Here is a 15,889-nt window from a genome sequence, read left to right as displayed (position 1 = left end):
GGCGGGGGGGCGGTGACGCCGGGGATGGCGCGCAAGGTGATGCCCTGGTGGGCGTAGTCCATCAGGCGCTTGAAGGTCATGGCGGGCAGCGTGCCGCCGGTCATCTTGTTGGTCGAGGTGTAGTCGTCGTTGCCGAACCAGACGGCGGTGGTGAAATTGCCGGTGAAGCCGATGAACCAGGCGTCGCGATAGGCCTGCGTCGTGCCGGTCTTGCCGGCCGTCAGGATGCCGTTGTCGAGGGCTGCGCGCCTTGCGGTGCCGACATAGGGCACGCGCGACAGCATCTGGTTCATGTAGGCGTCGGCCTGCTCGGAGAGCACGCGCTTGGCCGGTGGCTCGTCCTTGTCGAAATCGTAGAGAACGTCGCCGCCATAATCGAGGATCTGGGTGATGCCGTGGCGGCGCGACTGGTAGCCGCCGGCCGGGAAGACCGCATAGGCGGTCGCCTGGTCCATGACGGTGACTTCGGAGGTGCCGATCGGGATCGTCACATCGTTTCGAACCGGCGATTCCACGCCGAGATTGGTGGCCATGGCCCGGATCGGCGCGATGCCGAACTTCTCCTTGGCGAGACGGACCGGGATGGTGTTGATCGACTGCGCCACGGCGGTCGCAATCGTGATGCGGCCGGCATAGCGGTTTTCGTAATTGTGCGGGCTCCAGTTGCCCCAGGAGATCGGCGCGTCGACGACGATGCTGTCGGGCGTCATGCCGTTCTCCATGGCCACCGAATAGGTGTAGACCTTGAAGGATGAGCCCGGCTGGCGCAGCGCCTTGGTGGCGCGGTTGAACTGGCTCTCGCCGTAATCGCGCCCGCCGACCATGGCGCGCACCGCACCGCCGTTTTCGATCATCACCATCGCGCCCTGCTTGGCGTGGTAGCTCTCGCCATATTCGCGCAGCGACGTCTCCATCGAATCCTCGGCCGCGTGCTGCAGGCCCATGTCGACGGTGGTGCGCACGATCAGCGAATGCTGGTGGAAGCGCGGCGAAAGCCGCATGGTTTCGTCGAAGGCCCAGTCGAGGAAGAAATCGGGCGATTCCACCTGGTTGCGGTCGACGACGGTGGCCGGGCTGCGGCGTGCCGCGATCACCTGGCCCTCGGTCATCATGCCGCTCTGCACGAGATTGGTGAGAACCTCGTTGGCGCGGCCGCGGGCAGCCGGCAGGTTGACGTGCGGGGCGTATTTCGCCGGCGCCTTGAAGAGGCCGGCGAGCATGGCGGATTCGGCCAGATTCACATCGGTGATGTTCTTGCCGAAATAGAACTGCGCCGCCGCCGCCGCGCCAAACGTGCCGCCACCCATATAGGCGCGGTCGAGATAGGTGGAGAGGATTTCCTTCTTCGACAGATTGGCTTCGAGCCAAAGCGCCAGGAACGCCTCGGTAATCTTGCGGTCGATCGAGCGCTCGTTGGAGAGGAACAGGTTCTTGGCAAGCTGCTGCGTCAGCGTCGAGCCGCCCTGGACCACGCCGCCGGCCTGCGCGTTGGTGACGATGGCGCGGAAGAGGCCGATGACGTCGATGCCGAAGTGGCTGAAAAAGCGGCGGTCTTCGGTCGCCAGCACCGACTTGATCAGGCTGTCGGGCAGCTCGTCGATCGGCACCGAATTCTGGTGGATGACGCCGCGATGGCCGATGACGTTGCCGTAACGGTCGAGAAAGGTGACGGCATAATCGCCGCGATTGCGCCAATCTTCCTTGGTAGCTTCAAAGGCGGGCTGGGCAAGGGCAAGCATCAAGACGGCGCCGACCGAACCCCATGTCAGGCCTTCGCCGGCAAGTTCGAACACGACGCGCTTCCAGCCGCGAACGCGAAAACGGCGGAAGAAGATGGTGATGTCTTCCCAGATTTCGGCGGAGCGGAAACCGGCGTTCCAGATGGTGGAATCGATCCAGGAATCGATCTTCAGCAGCAAGTGGCGTTTCTTGCGCGGCTGCTTTTCTGGATTGTCCGGATCCGTCACGTCTTATATTCCCGCCCGATCAGTCAGTTCGACGCCTGATAGACTGAGGTCGAACTATGGCAAATCTGCCGCTCGCATCCGGGGTAACCGGCGCAGGGTGAATCTTTGGTTGATTTGCCAGAGAAGAACAAGAGAAATGGAAAGCACTCACGCGATTTTGCGGGTGCTGTTGCAAGAACGGAATGATGGAAGAGCAACCCTTCTGGAAGCAAAAGACGCTGAACGAGATGACCAATGCCGAGTGGGAAAGCATCTGCGACGGCTGCGGTCTCTGTTGTCTCAACAAGCTCGAGGAGTGGGATAGCGGCGATATCTACTTCACCTCGATCCGCTGCAAGCTGCTGGACAGCGAGAGCTGTCAGTGTTCGAGCTACCCCAATCGCTGGGATTTCGTGCCCGATTGCGTGCAACTGACCAAGCAGAATGTCGACGAGATCCCCTGGCTGCCGCCGACCTGCGGCTACCGGCTGCTGAACGAGGGCCGCGATCTCTACTGGTGGCATCCGCTGGTCTCGGGCGACCCGGAGACGGTGCACATCGCCGGCATTTCGGCGCGCGGCCGCACCATCGACGAGACGGGCATCGATGTCGACAATTACGAGGACTACGTCGTCGACTGGCCGCTGACGGTGGGCGACGATGCGCCGAAGACACCGGATGAGGTTGGCAATCGCTGAGTGGATTCTGGCTGAATCGACTTATGGGGAAGGGATGACAACGAACTGTCTTTGCAGGGTTTTCGGCGCGGCGTTCTGCCAGGAGCGGCGCACCAGATCCTGCACCAGCGCGTCGCTCGCCAGCTGAAAGAACAGCCGCGTCGAGCCGCGCAGGCCCCAGCCGCCGGGAACCGCGATCGTCTCCTTCGGCGAGACCGCCAGCGTCATGTGCTGCTGCTCCGGCGTCAGCCTGACGACGCAATAATCCTGCTCCGGCATGGTGAGAAAAATCCTCGTCCGCACGCGAAAATCGCGTGTGCCGTGATGCGCGCTCTCGACCGCCTCGGGCAGGCTGAGCGCGAAGGATGCAAGCTCTTCGCGGGTCATGATTTTTATTTTAGCACAATGGAATATTGTCAGGCCAATCAGAAAAACTCACGCAGCCGCGCGGTCTTCCTGCTCAGCGCTTTCGGGCCGCTCCAGCTCGGTTCTCGCAAGCGCCCGCTGCAGCGCCTCGATACAGATAGGGTCATGCGCCTGGCCCGCACCTTCCCAGAGGATCGATAGCGCCTTGGAGATCGGCAGGGCGGCGCGATAGGGGCGGTCGGCGGTGAGCGCGTCGAACACGTCGGCGGTTGAGACGATCCTCACTTCCATCGGGATCTCATCGGCCATCAGCCCGCGCGGATAGCCCTTTCCATCCAGCCGTTCGTGATGGGCGCCGCCGATACGGGCGAGATCGAAGAAGGCGCCGATGTGGGAGAGGATCATCTCCGAGAACTCGGCATGGCGCTTCATCTGGCCCCATTCCTCGTCGTCGAGCTTGCCCGGCTTGTCGAGCACGCTGTTGCTGACGCCGAGCTTGCCGATATCGTGAAGCAGGGCAGCGCGGCGCAACAACCGGCGGCCTTTCTCGTCGATCCCCATCTCCTCGGCGATCAGATCTGTAAACAGCGCCACGCGGTCGCTATGGCCCGACGTATAGGGGCTCTTGGCGTCGATCACGCGGGCGAAAGCGGCAGCGATATCATCGAGATAATCGTCGTCGGCCATGATCGCCTGCTGGCCGGGCTCGCTGTCGAGCACGATGGCTTCCAGCGCCTCGGAGCGCAGCGTTTGCCAGAATTCGTCGCGGCCGGCGATGCGGATGAAGGCGGCGGTAAGCGCAGGATCGAACCAGCTGCCGGCGCGCTTTTCAATCTCTGCGATGGCAGCCTGCGGCCCGGCGCTCATCTGGAAGATATCGGCCACCTGCGAGATGAGCGCGATACGCGAATAAAGCGGGATGTCCTCGCCCGAGATGCCAAGCGGCTTGCCGCCGCCGTTCCAGTGTTCGTCGAGGCTCAGCACGCCGTTTGCGACGCCCTCGGAAAAGCGCATCTGCCTGGCGATCTCGGCGCCGCGCTGGCAGCGGGTTTGGATCAGGTCGGTGGCGATCCGGCCACCGTTCTGCAGGATGTTGACGATCCCGCGAAAGCGCTCGGCAAGGCCCGCCTGCATGCCGGTATGCGAGAGCACGAAGCGCAGCACCTGGCTGAGGCTTCCGTCGACCAGCTTGAAGTCGCGCTTGAAGGAGAGGTCGTCGGCCATGTAGAGCTCGCAAATCCGCGCGGCATTGCTGCTGCAGCCGAGATCCTTGAGGAGCAGCGTGTAATAGAGCTCCTGCAGCGCTTCATCTGCCATGCCGATCTCGCGGCCGATATGGGTGCCGATATAGCAGGCGCGGATGCAATGGCCGGGCGGCTGGCCCTCCGTGAGGTCGAGCGCCTTGCTCAACGCCTCGATGATCTCCGCTAGTCGTATCTGGATGGCCTGCATGTCGATCGCCCTTTGCTGCGATCCGTTCTAGCCGTGGCTTTCTTGAGGATTCATTGAAATATCGGGAGAAAGGCGAGAAAACCTATATTTATCAATAGATTAGACATAGATAAATTGCAATTCGACGGCGCGTTGCAGGAGAATTTTCCGGATGTAGGAAAATAATCCTTGACGGCGTAACGGTGCTTTGATAAGGTTATGGCATAGTCGGAAAGTTGCGGGCAGGACGCGGCGAGGGGCATTGTCTCCTGGCTGATCGATCATTGCTGCCGGCACCGCCGCTTCTCCACGCAACGCCTGTTGCCACGGGATGTCCCCATGACCGATATCGACGATTTCGCGCCGGAGCTGTTTGGCCTCTGGCCGGCTCACCATGCTTATGACAGTGATCCCGCGGAGGCTCTCGACGCGGACAGGGCCAAGGCGGTGGCCGAGGCCTGCATGCTTGAGACCAAGTCCGCAGCATCGCCCGCCGAAGAGCTGCGGGTGCTGCTCAACGAGATGACGGCCGAGATGCGCGAGCAGTTTTCGGCCTTTCGTGACCTGCGAAGGGCCGCCGAGCAGGCGGCCTCCAGCGGTGGCGATGATGCTGCCTCCAAGCTTGCCCGCGCCGATTTGAAGGCCGCGACCGATGCCATGTCGCTGATCGTCCGCACGCTGGAGAAGATCGACCAGTTGCAGCGCCAGTTTGCCCGCGACCGCGAGCAGGCGGCCGAAGAAAGCGAAGCGGCGAGGGGGCTCGACCATGTCAAAGCGAAATTCCTCGCACGTATCGAAGAACGCGCCGAAGCCCGCGCCCGACAATTGCTGGCCGAATGGCAGCGCGACGGCGCTCGCCCAAACATTGACGACGGACCAGCCCTCGCCAGCCGCGAAGCCGAACCGGATTGAGCGGCGCGTCGCGGACGCCAATACGGGCAAGGTCGCTGACGCCTTGCTGGACTACAGTCATAAAATGGATGCGATCGTGGCGAAACGGGCTGATGACCGCGCGGTAATCATGGGCGCAGTTGCGCGTGGCACCGCGTTGATCGGGGCGATGTCGCAGCCGGATAACGTGGCGGTAGCAGCGGCGGTTTCCGGTGAAGCGCCGGTGGTTGACGCTGTGGCGAACAGTGTGCTCCGGTCCGCCAACGCCAATATCCATGCTAGCGCTGATGCCTGCGTCAATGTCGATGGTGGTGCCGATAACGGCGCCGGCGCCGATGCAGACCGGCCGGAACTCTCGCTGGCCGACATGCTCGATCTTCCCGCCGAGGACCTGGCGGAACGGCTGGGGCTCTGGCGCTCGCTCGGCACGCTTTGGGCCTTCACCGGCCGCGACGAACAGCAGCCACCGCCGGGAGACTGGCGCACATGGCTGATCATGGGCGGTCGCGGCTCGGGCAAGACGCGGGCGGGCGCCGAATGGGTGCATGCGATCGCCAGCGCCGGGCGCTCTTCGGACCTGCGCATCGCGCTGATCGCCGAAACGCTGGGTGACGCCCGCGAGGTGATGATCGACGGCATCTCGGGGATCATGCGGATCGCTCGCAGCCGCCGTCCCGAATTCGAGATCTCCCGCCGCCGGCTGGTCTGGCCGAACGGGGCGGTGGCGCAGATATTCTCGTCGGAGGATCCCGAAAGCCTGCGCGGACCGCAGTTTCATTTCGCCTGGAGCGATGAGCTCGCCAAGTGGAAGCACGGGCAAGAGACCTGGGACATGCTGCAGTTCGGCCTGCGGCTCGGCTCAGCGCCGCGCCAGCTGGTGACGACGCCGCCGCGCCCGGTGCCGCTTCTGAAGGCGCTGATATCGGACCCGACGACGCTGACGACGCGTATCAGCACCCGCGCCAATGCCCAAAACCTGGCGCCCGGCTTCATCGATGCGCTGGCCAACCGCTACGGCGGCACGCGGCTGGGGCGGCAGGAGCTGGATGGCGAGCTGATCGAGGATCGCGAGGATGCGCTCTGGCGCCGCGAGATGTTCGATGCCCTGACGATCCGCCTTACCGGCGATCTCCGCCGCATCGTCGTGGCGGTCGATCCGCCGGCGGCGGCGGGGCTGAATTCCTGCTGCGGCATCGTTGTCGCCGGGCTGGATGCGAGCGGCCGCGCGGTGGTGCTGGCCGATTGCTCGGTGGAGGGCGCAAGCCCGGCGGGCTGGGCGAGCGCGGTGGCGAAAGCCTATCGCCGCTTCGCCGCCGACCGCGTGGTGGCCGAGATCAACCAGGGCGGCGATATGGTGGCGGCGATGCTGAAAAGCATCGACGAGACGCTGCCGGTGACGACGGTGCGCGCCACGCGCGGCAAATTCCTGCGCGCCGAGCCGGTGGCCGCACTCTATGAGCAGGGGCGTGTCGCCCATGCCGGGCGCTTCATGGCGCTGGAAGATCAGATGTGTGATTTCGGCCCGGATGGATTATCCCAGGGCCGCTCTCCCGACCGGCTGGATGCGCTGGTCTGGGCGCTGACGGCTTTGATGCTCGAAGGGGGCGGGGAGCCGCGTGTGCGGGGTATTTGAAGCCTTGAGGGCGTATTGGCCACTGCCGGAGGAGCAGGCCGTGAGGGGGTGTTTGACACCCCCTGGCACTTGCGCTTAACGCTGCTGTTGCTGCGTCGCCGGACGTTGTGCCTGCGGCACGGGGCGAACCTGGCGCCACTCGCTTTCGAGTTGGTCCGTTACATGCTGGGGAATGATCGGCTGATTGCTGTGAACGGGCTGCGTCATGCGGTCCTCCGAAGACGAATTGAATGATGGATCATCACTGCCATGCGCCAAACGGTCTGTAAATCATGGCTTTAAACACTTTAAACGATTAAATTAAATTTAATCGATTAAGGACAGGACGTCCTCATCAGCTTTTAGGATTACACGCTATGGTTATCCACATCGACAGGCGGTTTTTCTTCGACACGGTGCGCGAGGCGCTGTTCAAGGGCACGCTTTCGGCCCCGCAGGTCGAGGGCATGACGGCGATTCTGAATTTCTGGGAAGAGCGGATGCCCGATGCCGATCCGCGCTGGCTGGCCTATATCCTGGCGACCGCCTTTCACGAGACGGCCTACACCATGCAGCCGGTGCGCGAGACGCTGGCGACAAGCGATGCGCGCGCCGTCGAGATCCTGGAAAATGCGTTCGCGAGCGGCAAGCTCTCCTGGGTGAAGACGCCCTATTGGCGGCCCGACGAGGACGGCAAGAGCTGGCTCGGCCGCGGTCTGGTGCAACTGACCCACAAGCGCAATTACGAGGCGATGAGCGCGCTCACCGGCATCGATCTCGTCGCCGATCCCGACCGGGCGATGGAGATGGGGCCGGCGGTATCGATCCTGATCGAGGGCATGGTTCAGGGAAGCTTCTCCAAGCACAAGCTCGCCGACCACCTGAACGCGACGAATGACGACTGGATCAATGCGCGTCGCATCGTCAACGGCACCGATCGCGCCGAGAAACTGGCGGGTTACGGCAAGACCTTCCTCGCGGCCATCAGGCCCGAGCGCCCGGCGGGGTGGTTCGCCCGGTTGAAGCAATGGGTCTGCCGTGGTATCGCCCGGCTTATCGGTTAAAGCGATCCATCAGACATACAGGAGTTCCGCGTGATCCGTCACATCGTCTTCTTCACGGCGCCGATCGAAAACCTGGAAAAGGTGCGCGAGGGCCTGTCGATCCTCACTGCAATCCCGCACGCCAGGCTGCTCGAGATCGGCACCAATGTGAAGACCGACCAGCTGGGCACCGAGGTGGATCTCGTGGTCTATGGCGAGTTCGACGACGAGGCAGCGCTGGCCGCCTACAAGGCGCACCCGAACTACCAGCTCTCCATCGACCTCGTACGCCCCATCCGCGAGATGCGCATCGCGGCGGATTACGAGAGCGATCTGGCGGTGAAGCAGCCGCTGGGGTGATCGGGGCTTAGCCGTTCGTGCCTGTGGTTCGCCAACGAGGCGGCCTGGAAATTGGATTGTTGCCAACAAGAACTGCCTGTAAAATCATTGCGACTGGAATTCAGTTGCGATGATGGGCGATCAATCGTGTCAACCAGATACGCAACTATCTGATCGACGGGAGAGATCTATGAAGCCGATCACCTACAAGGGCTATCAGGCGTCGGTCGAGCGTCAGGATGGCACGCTGTTCATCAAGATACTGCATATCGACGATCTCCTGCTGGCGGAGTGCGAGGATTCGAGGCTTGTGGAAGCAACCGCGCGGGCACTGATCGACGACTACATCCAAACCCGCATCGAACTGGCCGCTTGATCTATACCGTCCACTGGTCCGATGCTCCACAAACGCACCGGTTGCCGCCGCGTGCATATTTCTGGTTTTAATTCAACCTGAAGTCGGATATTCCCATTGAGTTGGGAAAACACACGTTTCAGGAGATAAAATTGAAGATCATGGTGATGACGGCGGCGCTGCTGCTTTCGGGCGCGGGCTTGGCCGAAGCGGCTTCCTGCGAGGCGAATTTCAAGGTTTCGGGCGTGCCGATGGTGACGGCGCTGAGCTACAAGACGTGGCAGGAGTTTCCGAAGGCGAAATCCGCCGCCGTCTTGAAGAACCTCGCCCAGGCGGTCGCCGCCGAGGGCTTCTCCGGCATCAAGGTGAACAAGGAACTCTCCTCTGTGGACGCCTTCCAGGAAACGACAGGCAGCGGCCGCATCCAGACCCTGCGCGTAGTCGCCCGCCAGAAGGGATCAGGCGTTCGCGTCGATGCGGTCTTTGATATCCAGGCCGGCCAGCTGACCACCAAGGACGTGGTGCGCACCGGGCTTTGCAACATCATCGGCTCGGCGCTGTGATGCCGGGGGGGGGGGGGGTTTGCGGCGCGCGGGGGGGGTTGTGGTGGGACGCGCCGGGGGTGAGCCCCCCCCCCCCCCCCCCGGACGGCGTGGGGGGGGGGGGGGGGGTTTTTGCCCCGGCGCGGGGGGGTTTTTTTCCCAACCCCGGGGGGGGGCACCGCCCCGCCACCGCCGCCCTTGAGACGGCTTGGGCTTGATCGCCCTGTACAGACGATAGCACCGGCCAATTGAGCGCCGGTCGCAAACATCAGGAAACCGGATCATGAATCTTCGATCTCTCCTGCCGTGGGGCTCCGCGGCGGGCCGCACAGCCGTGCCCGAACGCAAGGCCGCCACCTTCATGTCGCTGACATCGGAGGGCAGGGCGAGCTGGACCGGCCGCTCCTACGCGGCCTTGTCGCGCGAGGGCTTCATGCGCAATCCGGTCGCGCATCGCTGCGTCAGGCTAGTCTCGGAGGCGGCAGCCTCGGTGCCGCTGCTGCTCTACGAGCAGGATCGCGAGAGGCCGGATCACCCGCTGCTTCATCTTCTGCGCCAGCCGAATGCCCGCATGAGCGGCCCCGATTTCTTCGAGGCGCTCTACGGCCATCTGCTGCTCTCGGGCAACGCCTATGTCGAGCCGGTCGAGATCGGCGGTGCGCTACGCGAGCTGCATCTGCTGCGCCCCGATCGTATCGGCATCGTCGAGGGCCGCGACGGCTGGCCGGAAGCCTATGACTACCGCGCCGGCGGCCTCGTCCGCCGCTTTCCCGTCGAGACCGGCGGGCTTGGCCTGCTGCACCTGAAGCTCTTCCACCCGCTCGACGATCATCTCGGCTTTCCGCCTCTGGCCGCCGCCCAGGTGGCGCTCGATCTCTCCAATGCGGCCGCCACCTGGAACAAGGCGCTGCTCGATAATTCCGCGCGCCCCTCCGGCGCGCTCGTCTACCAGCCAAAGGAGGGCGGCAATCTTTCGCCGGATCAGTACGAGCGGCTGAAGCAGGAGCTCGACGAGGGCTATTCCGGCCCGATGCGCGCCGGCCGGCCGCTGCTGCTTGAAGGCGGGCTGGACTGGAAATCGATGGGCCTCTCGCCCAAGGACATGGACTTCGTCGAGGCCCGCAACGGCGCCGCCCGCGACATCGCGCTCGCCTTCGGCGTGCCCCCCATGCTGCTCGGCATCCCCGGCGACAACACCTACGCCAACTACCAGGAAGCCAACCGCGCCTTTTATCGCCTGACGGTGCTGCCGATGCTGACCCGCACGCTGGCGGCCCTGTCGACCTGGGCGGCGGCAGGCTATGGCGACGAGCTGCGGCTGGAGCCGGATCTCGACAAGGTCGCGGGTCTCTCGGCCGAGCGCGGCGAGCTCTGGAAACGGGTGGGCGAGGCGGCGTTTCTGACGGATGAGGAGAAGCGGCAGGCGGTGGGGTATTGATGGGGCGCATCTGGTCAATTGCAGGCATAGAGTGTAAATGACAATGATGCACTCAAGGCTTCCCGACGGTCTGACATACCAGCCGGATTTCATCTCCGAGGAGATAGCTACCGCGCTCGTCGCGGCCCTGGATCAATCGCCCTGGGACGAAACCCTGAAACGCCGCGTCCAGCATTTTGGATACCGCTATGACTATCGCGCTCGGGCGGTGACCGGTGATGCCTATCTCGGGCCTTTGCCGCATTGGCTCCGCGACGTGGTCGCCAGTCTGGTATTGGGTCAGCACTTCGTAGAGCCGCCCGATCAGGTCATCGCCAACGAATATCACCCGGGCCAGGGGATCAGCGCCCACGTCGATTGCCTCCCCTGTTTCGGCGACAACATCGCCTCGATCAGCCTGCTGTCGCCCTGCGAGATGATCTTCCGTCATCCCGCCACCGCCGAGAAGCGGACGTTGACGCTGGAGCCGCGTTCGCTGCTGAAAATGCATGGCCCCGCGCGCTATGAATGGACGCATGAGATTCCGGCGCGGTTGGCTGACATCGTCGATGGCGAAAAGCGTCCTCGTGGGCGGCGGATATCGCTGACGTTTCGCAATGTGGTCAGGACGACGGGAGAAGCGCTTGGATTGAGCCCTGTTCCAAAATTTGTTATACACGGTATTACAAATCGAGGAGCCAGCCGATGACCAAGCCCGTTCTCTCCGACCCGATTGCCCTGCGCATTCCAGAAGACATGCTGAAGGACATCGAGACCATCGCCAAGGCCACCGACCGCAGCCGCAGCTGGGTCATCGTGCGGGCGCTGAAGTATTACCTGATGGAAGAGGGGAATGATGTTCTGCAGACGCTCGCCGCTCAGGAAGAAGTGAGGCAGGGGAACGTCATGGATATGGATGATTTCCTGGCCGAGCTTGAGGCGGAAGACCGTATCGAAAACACCAAGCGGGATGACGCCGCATGAAAAAGGTGCGGATCGCAGCGCCAGCCATGCGTTTCGTCCGCCACGAAAAGGCCTATCTGAAGCGCGTCAATAACAAGGCTGCGGTTCATTTGGGGCAACGGCTCCGGCAGGTCACCAAGACGCTGTCCGAGTTCCCCGGCGCGGGCGCGCCAACACTCGCGCCGGGCGATGTCAGATGCTTCGTATCGCCGCCTTATCTCTTCGAATATGAAATCCACCCCGATGAGGTGGTGATCCTGCTGATCTACCACGGACGACAGGAGCGACTGCTCCAGATCGACGAAGACGGCGATCTTTCAGACAGTTAACTCCGAAATCGGAATCGCCCGCACAAGACGGGCCACATCGGACGCCCACGCGGAATCTACGTGTGAGCTGTGGCCGCCAACCGATTCGAAAGACTCGGCGAAAGCCTGACGCGCGTCTCCCCGCGCACCCACACTCACACCCACACCACAAAGGCCCAAACCAATGGCCGACTTCTCCAACGATACAAGCCTCTGGGCAACCAGGGCGCTCGGCGCGTCGGCGGGTGCCGCCGTGTCGCTGATCTATCTGCTGCCGAAGAGCCGGCGCGAGGCGGCGAGCCGGTTTTTCACCGGGCTTTCCTGCGGCCTCATCTTTGGCGGTCCGACGGGGATCTGGATCGCCGAGCGGCTGGATCTGGTCGATCGGCTCTCTGTGTCCGAGGTGATGCTGTCGGGCTCGGCCGCCTCCAGCCTCTGCGCCTGGTGGGGGCTCGGCATTCTCCAGCGCATCGCCGGCCGATACGGCGCCCGTAACCGGTAAGGCACCGGCCGCAAAACCATGAAACGAGGAGCATGATCATGACCGCAAGCCGCGCGCTGGCGCGAACCCCCACGCGCTTGTCCACCCGGGCCATTCCCGGCGCGGATACGCGCAAGTTCGCCAATCTGGAGCTGCGTGGCCTCAGCCGCGACGGCACCTTTTCCGGCTATGCCAGCGTCTTCGGCGAGGTCGATCTCGGCAAGGACGCGATCGAGCGCGGCGCCTTTCTGCGTTCGCTGAAGACACGCGGCGCGGAGGGCGTGCGCATGCTCTTCCAGCATGATCCGGCCGAGCCGATCGGCGCCTGGAAGACGATCCGCGAGGATAGTCGCGGGCTCTATGTCGAGGGCGTGCTCGCCGATGGCGTCAGCCGCGCCCGCGAGGTGCACCAGCTTTTGAAGAACGGCGCGCTAGACGGCCTGTCGATCGGCTTTCGCACCGTCCGCGCCAAGACAGACGCCAAATCCGGCGTGCGCCGCATCCTGGAGGCCGACCTCTGGGAGATCTCGGTGGTGACCTTCCCCATGCTGCCGTCCGCCCGCGTGCAGAACATCAAGAATGCGCGGTGGTTCCGCGACAAGGAGACCGAGCTCGTCCGCGCCATGCGCCGGGCCGCCCGGATGATGCTGCAAGACACCTTCAAGTAGACCTTCACAAAAGGATGATCCCGCAATGACCAACACGCAGATTGCCGAGAAAACTGCCCCCGAGATCAAGGCCGCGCCGGAAATGACCGCCGCCTTCGACGAATTCATGGAAGCCTTCGAGGCCTTCAAGGAGACCAACGATGCCAGGCTCGGCGAGATCGAGCAGAAGCTGACGTCGGATGTCGTCACCCGCGACAAGATGGATCGCATCAGCCGCGCGATGGATGAGCAGAAGAAGGTGCTCGACCAGCTGGCGCTGAAGAAGGCCCGCCCGCCGCTCGGCCGAACCGCATCGATGGGCGCCGAGATCACTGAGCACAAGGCCGCTTTCGAGCAGTATATCCGCCGCGGCGACGAGGCCGGCCTGCGCGAGATCGAGGCCAAGGCGATGTCCTCAGGCTCCGGCGCCGATGGCGGCTATCTCGTGCCCGACGAGACGGATAGTGCCATCGGCCGCCGCCTCTCCGTTGTGTCGCCGATCCGCTCGATCGCGACGGTGCGCCAGGTCTCGGGTGCTGTGCTGAAGAAGCCCTTCGCGATCTCGGGCATGGCGTCGGGCTGGGTGGCCGAGACCGCGGCGCGGCCGCAGACCAATGGCGCCCAACTCGCCGAGTTGAGCTTCCCCACCATGGAACTCTACGCCATGCCGGCCGCCACCCAGGCGCTGCTCGACGATGCGGCCGTCGATATCGAGGCGTGGATCTCGAGCGAGGTCGACACCGTCTTCGCCGAGCAGGAAGGCGCCGCCTTCGTCGCCGGCGACGGCATCAACAAGCCGAAGGGCCTGCTGGCCTATACCGTGGTCGCCGACAGCGCCTGGAGCTGGGGCAATATCGGCTACATCGCCACGGGTGCTGCCGGCGGCTTCAAGGCGACCGGCGCTTCCGACACGCTGATCGACACGATCTACTCGCTGAAGGCGGGCCACCGCCAGAACGCCAACTTCGTGATGAACCGCAAGACCCAGGCCGAGGTGCGCAAGCTGAAGGACGCCGAAGGCCGCTACCTCTGGCAGCCGCCGGCAACGGCAGGCGAAGCCGCCTCGCTGGTCGGCTTCCCCGTCGTCGAGGCCGAGGACATGCCTGACATCGCCGCCAATGCGATGGCCATCGCCTTCGGGGATTTTCGTGCGGGCTATCTGGTGGTTGACCGCACGGGGGTGCGCGTGCTGCGCGACCCTTATTCGGCCAAGCCGTATGTGCTGTTTTACACGACGAAACGGGTCGGCGGCGGGGTGCAGAACTTCGAGGCGATCAAGCTGGTGAAGTTTGCGGTGAGTTGAGTGGGTGAGGGGGGCGGCGCAGTTGGCGTTGTGCCGCGCGGCTTCGAATGCGGCTGGTGCTGTGCCCGGAGCCCCCTCATCCGGCTGCCGCCACCTTCTCCCCGCGGGGGAGAAGAGACTCGGGGCCGGCCGCTCGCTCCATCTTCCCTTCGCCCCAGCGGGGAGAAGGTGGCCCGAAGGGTCGGATGAGGGGGCCACACGGAACACCCTCTCAGCTTTCACCATCACACCAGGAACCCCACCCATGACCTACGCCCTCATCACCCCACCCATCTCCGAACCCATCACCCTCACGGAGACCAAATCCCACCTCCGCCTCGACGACACCAACGAGGACACGCTGCTCATCTCCCTCATCCGCACCGCCCGCGAACATCTCGAGCGCACCACCGGCCTCAGCCTCATCACCCAGACCTGGCGCCTCTATCTTGATTCAATTCCTGAAAACGGCGTGATTCAGATCGCGAGAGGCCCCGTCCAAACCATTGAAAGCCTGACGCTTTACGACGCCTCGGGCGACGAGCGTCATCTCCCTCTGGCTGGCCACATCCTCGACGGTCACGCCCGCCCGGCGCGCCTCGTGCTCGGCCGCGCCGTCAGCGCCGGCCAGCCGATCAACGGCATCGAGATCGAGTTCACCGCCGGCTTTGGCGAGAGCGGCGCCGAGGTGCCGGATACGCTGAAGCGGGCGATGCTGATGCATGTGGCGCAGATGTTCGCGTTCCGGGGCACGGTCGCGGTCGAGGATCAGCCGGCGGATATTCCCGCAGGCTACGAACGTCTGATCGCGCCCTTCATGGTGAGGAGGCTCTGATGCGCTCGGTCTTCTTCGATCCCGGCCAGATGACGGCGCGGCTGGCGCTCGAAGCACCGCTGGAGACGCCGGACGGACAGGGCGGGGTCACCGTCTCCTTCACCGAGGTCGCCTCATTCTGGGCCCGCATCGAACCGGTGAGCGAGCTGCGCGAGGAGCAAGCGGGCGCAGATGTCGTCACGCTCACCCACCGCATTTGGCTGCGCTTTCGCGAAGACATCAAACCCGGCATGCGGCTGCGCAAGGGCACGCGTGTCTTTGCGATCCACGCCTGGCGCGACCCCGACGAGCGCGGCAATTATCTCGTCTGCCTGTGCGAGGAGGAAAGCCGATGAGCGCCGCCAACCAATTGCTGATGGCGATCCAGACGCGCCTCGCAAACGATACGGACCTGTCAGCCATGATCGGCCCCGAAGGCCTGCGCGACCGCCTGGTCTCCGGCCGAAAACTCGCGGCCGTCATCATCGCCGATCTCGCAAGCAACGACTATTCCACGGCAACAGAGACGGGCGCCGAGCACCTGCTGACGCTCGAAATCTGGACCGACGCTGGCGGCCGTAGAGAGGCCGCGACCATCGCCGAGCGCTTGCGCATGCTGCTGCATGACGCGCCGCTCTCGCTGGAAACCCACCACCTGGTGGGCTTGCTGCATCTTTCGACCCGCACCCGGCGCGAAGCGAAGACGCGGCTACATGTCGCCGAGATGCGCTTCAGGGCGGTGACGGAGGCTGTCGCGAGTTGAGGTTTGCTGTGT

The 15,889-nt window shown here is 63.9% G+C and carries 21 protein-coding genes; 17 read left to right on the top strand and 4 right to left on the bottom strand.

Annotation, left to right across the window (positions count from 1 at the left end; translation table 11 throughout):
* The coding region (locus ACCD05_RS15055; protein WP_413393649.1) for a transglycosylase domain-containing protein at nt 1-1,967 on the bottom strand (1,967 nt) is incomplete at its 3' end.
* 185 nt (nt 1,968-2,152) lie between these two features.
* On the opposite strand from ACCD05_RS15055, the gene ACCD05_RS15050 reads away from it, so the two are divergent.
* Nucleotides 2,153-2,644 carry a YcgN family cysteine cluster protein gene (locus ACCD05_RS15050; protein ID WP_146618457.1) on the top strand — a complete coding sequence of 164 codons (492 nt, stop codon included), beginning with the start codon at nt 2,153-2,155 and terminating at the stop codon, nt 2,642-2,644.
* A 21-nt stretch (nt 2,645-2,665) separates the two neighbouring features.
* Here ACCD05_RS15050 and ACCD05_RS15045 read toward each other — a convergent pair whose 3' ends face one another.
* Together ACCD05_RS15045 and ACCD05_RS15040 are read right to left on the bottom strand one after the other, a co-directional pair.
* Nucleotides 2,666-3,010 carry an MmcQ/YjbR family DNA-binding protein gene (locus tag ACCD05_RS15045; RefSeq protein ID WP_018898950.1) on the bottom strand — a complete coding sequence of 115 codons (345 nt, stop codon included), beginning with the start codon at nt 3,008-3,010 and terminating at the stop codon, nt 2,666-2,668.
* Between the two features lie 48 nt (nt 3,011-3,058).
* Nucleotides 3,059-4,441, bottom strand: a complete 1,383-nt coding sequence (locus ACCD05_RS15040) for an HD-GYP domain-containing protein (protein WP_413393646.1) — start codon at nt 4,439-4,441, stop codon at nt 3,059-3,061.
* Between the two features lie 318 nt (nt 4,442-4,759).
* Here ACCD05_RS15040 and ACCD05_RS15035 point away from each other — a divergent pair, with 318 nt between their 5' ends.
* Together ACCD05_RS15035 and ACCD05_RS15030 are read left to right on the top strand one after the other, a co-directional pair.
* Nucleotides 4,760-5,332 (top strand): hypothetical protein, encoded by a 573-nt coding sequence (locus ACCD05_RS15035; protein ID WP_413393644.1) that lies wholly within the window; start codon nt 4,760-4,762, stop codon nt 5,330-5,332.
* A 346-nt stretch (nt 5,333-5,678) separates the two neighbouring features.
* Complete coding sequence (locus tag ACCD05_RS15030) at nt 5,679-6,944, top strand: DNA-packaging protein (protein WP_413393664.1); 1,266 nt, start codon at nt 5,679-5,681, stop codon at nt 6,942-6,944.
* 75 nt (nt 6,945-7,019) lie between these two features.
* Here ACCD05_RS15030 and ACCD05_RS15025 read toward each other — a convergent pair whose 3' ends face one another.
* Nucleotides 7,020-7,151, bottom strand: coding sequence for a hypothetical protein (locus ACCD05_RS15025; protein ID WP_018898946.1), 132 nt, complete (start codon nt 7,149-7,151; stop codon nt 7,020-7,022).
* A 149-nt stretch (nt 7,152-7,300) separates the two neighbouring features.
* Here ACCD05_RS15025 and ACCD05_RS15020 point away from each other — a divergent pair, with 149 nt between their 5' ends.
* The 14 genes from ACCD05_RS15020 (at nt 7,301) to ACCD05_RS14955 (ending at nt 15,877) form a co-directional block, all read left to right on the top strand.
* The gene (locus ACCD05_RS15020; RefSeq protein ID WP_413393642.1) at nt 7,301-7,987 is read left to right on the top strand and encodes a hypothetical protein; all 687 of its coding nucleotides are present in this window, start codon (nt 7,301-7,303) and stop codon (nt 7,985-7,987) included.
* Nucleotides 7,988-8,017: 30 nt separating this feature from the next.
* On the top strand, nt 8,018-8,326 hold the full coding sequence (locus tag ACCD05_RS15015) for a Dabb family protein (protein ID WP_112983184.1): 309 nt from the start codon (nt 8,018-8,020) through the stop codon (nt 8,324-8,326).
* 169 nt (nt 8,327-8,495) lie between these two features.
* Nucleotides 8,496-8,681, top strand: a complete 186-nt coding sequence (locus tag ACCD05_RS15010) for a hypothetical protein (protein WP_413393640.1) — start codon at nt 8,496-8,498, stop codon at nt 8,679-8,681.
* A gap of 140 nt (nt 8,682-8,821) precedes the next feature.
* The gene (locus ACCD05_RS15005) at nt 8,822-9,223 is read left to right on the top strand and encodes a hypothetical protein (RefSeq protein ID WP_413393662.1); all 402 of its coding nucleotides are present in this window, start codon (nt 8,822-8,824) and stop codon (nt 9,221-9,223) included.
* A 262-nt stretch (nt 9,224-9,485) separates the two neighbouring features.
* Entirely contained in the window at nt 9,486-10,640 is a 1,155-nt protein-coding gene (locus ACCD05_RS15000) for a phage portal protein (RefSeq protein ID WP_413393638.1), read from the top strand.
* Nucleotides 10,641-10,677: 37 nt separating this feature from the next.
* The gene (locus tag ACCD05_RS14995) at nt 10,678-11,328 is read left to right on the top strand and encodes an alpha-ketoglutarate-dependent dioxygenase AlkB (RefSeq protein ID WP_413393636.1); all 651 of its coding nucleotides are present in this window, start codon (nt 10,678-10,680) and stop codon (nt 11,326-11,328) included.
* Entirely contained in the window at nt 11,325-11,603 is a 279-nt protein-coding gene (locus tag ACCD05_RS14990) for a CopG family ribbon-helix-helix protein (RefSeq protein WP_018898939.1), read from the top strand. The genes ACCD05_RS14995 and ACCD05_RS14990 overlap by 4 nt, the downstream gene beginning before the upstream one ends.
* On the top strand, nt 11,600-11,911 hold the full coding sequence (locus ACCD05_RS14985) for a type II toxin-antitoxin system RelE/ParE family toxin (protein ID WP_047507577.1): 312 nt from the start codon (nt 11,600-11,602) through the stop codon (nt 11,909-11,911). The genes ACCD05_RS14990 and ACCD05_RS14985 overlap by 4 nt, the downstream gene beginning before the upstream one ends.
* A gap of 163 nt (nt 11,912-12,074) precedes the next feature.
* Entirely contained in the window at nt 12,075-12,392 is a 318-nt protein-coding gene (locus ACCD05_RS14980) for a DUF6107 family protein (protein ID WP_413393634.1), read from the top strand.
* A gap of 38 nt (nt 12,393-12,430) precedes the next feature.
* Nucleotides 12,431-13,039, top strand: a complete 609-nt coding sequence (locus ACCD05_RS14975) for an HK97 family phage prohead protease (protein WP_409457185.1) — start codon at nt 12,431-12,433, stop codon at nt 13,037-13,039.
* A 25-nt stretch (nt 13,040-13,064) separates the two neighbouring features.
* The gene (locus ACCD05_RS14970; RefSeq protein ID WP_413393632.1) at nt 13,065-14,321 is read left to right on the top strand and encodes a phage major capsid protein; all 1,257 of its coding nucleotides are present in this window, start codon (nt 13,065-13,067) and stop codon (nt 14,319-14,321) included.
* Nucleotides 14,322-14,565: 244 nt separating this feature from the next.
* Complete coding sequence (locus tag ACCD05_RS14965; RefSeq protein WP_413393630.1) at nt 14,566-15,135, top strand: head-tail connector protein; 570 nt, start codon at nt 14,566-14,568, stop codon at nt 15,133-15,135.
* Nucleotides 15,135-15,470, top strand: coding sequence for a phage head closure protein (locus tag ACCD05_RS14960; RefSeq protein WP_413393628.1), 336 nt, complete (start codon nt 15,135-15,137; stop codon nt 15,468-15,470). Before ACCD05_RS14965 ends, ACCD05_RS14960 begins: the two co-directional genes overlap by 1 nt.
* Nucleotides 15,467-15,877, top strand: a complete 411-nt coding sequence (locus ACCD05_RS14955) for a DUF3168 domain-containing protein (RefSeq protein WP_413393626.1) — start codon at nt 15,467-15,469, stop codon at nt 15,875-15,877. The genes ACCD05_RS14960 and ACCD05_RS14955 overlap by 4 nt, the downstream gene beginning before the upstream one ends.
* The last annotated feature ends 12 nt before the right edge of the window (nt 15,878-15,889 follow it).

Origin of the sequence: Rhizobium sp. Rhizsp42 (assembly GCF_047304155.1) — a bacterium.
Taxonomy (GTDB): Bacteria; Pseudomonadota; Alphaproteobacteria; order Rhizobiales; family Rhizobiaceae; genus Rhizobium.
Note: the sequence above shows the minus strand (reverse complement) of the source record. Positions and strands in the feature narration are given on the sequence as shown.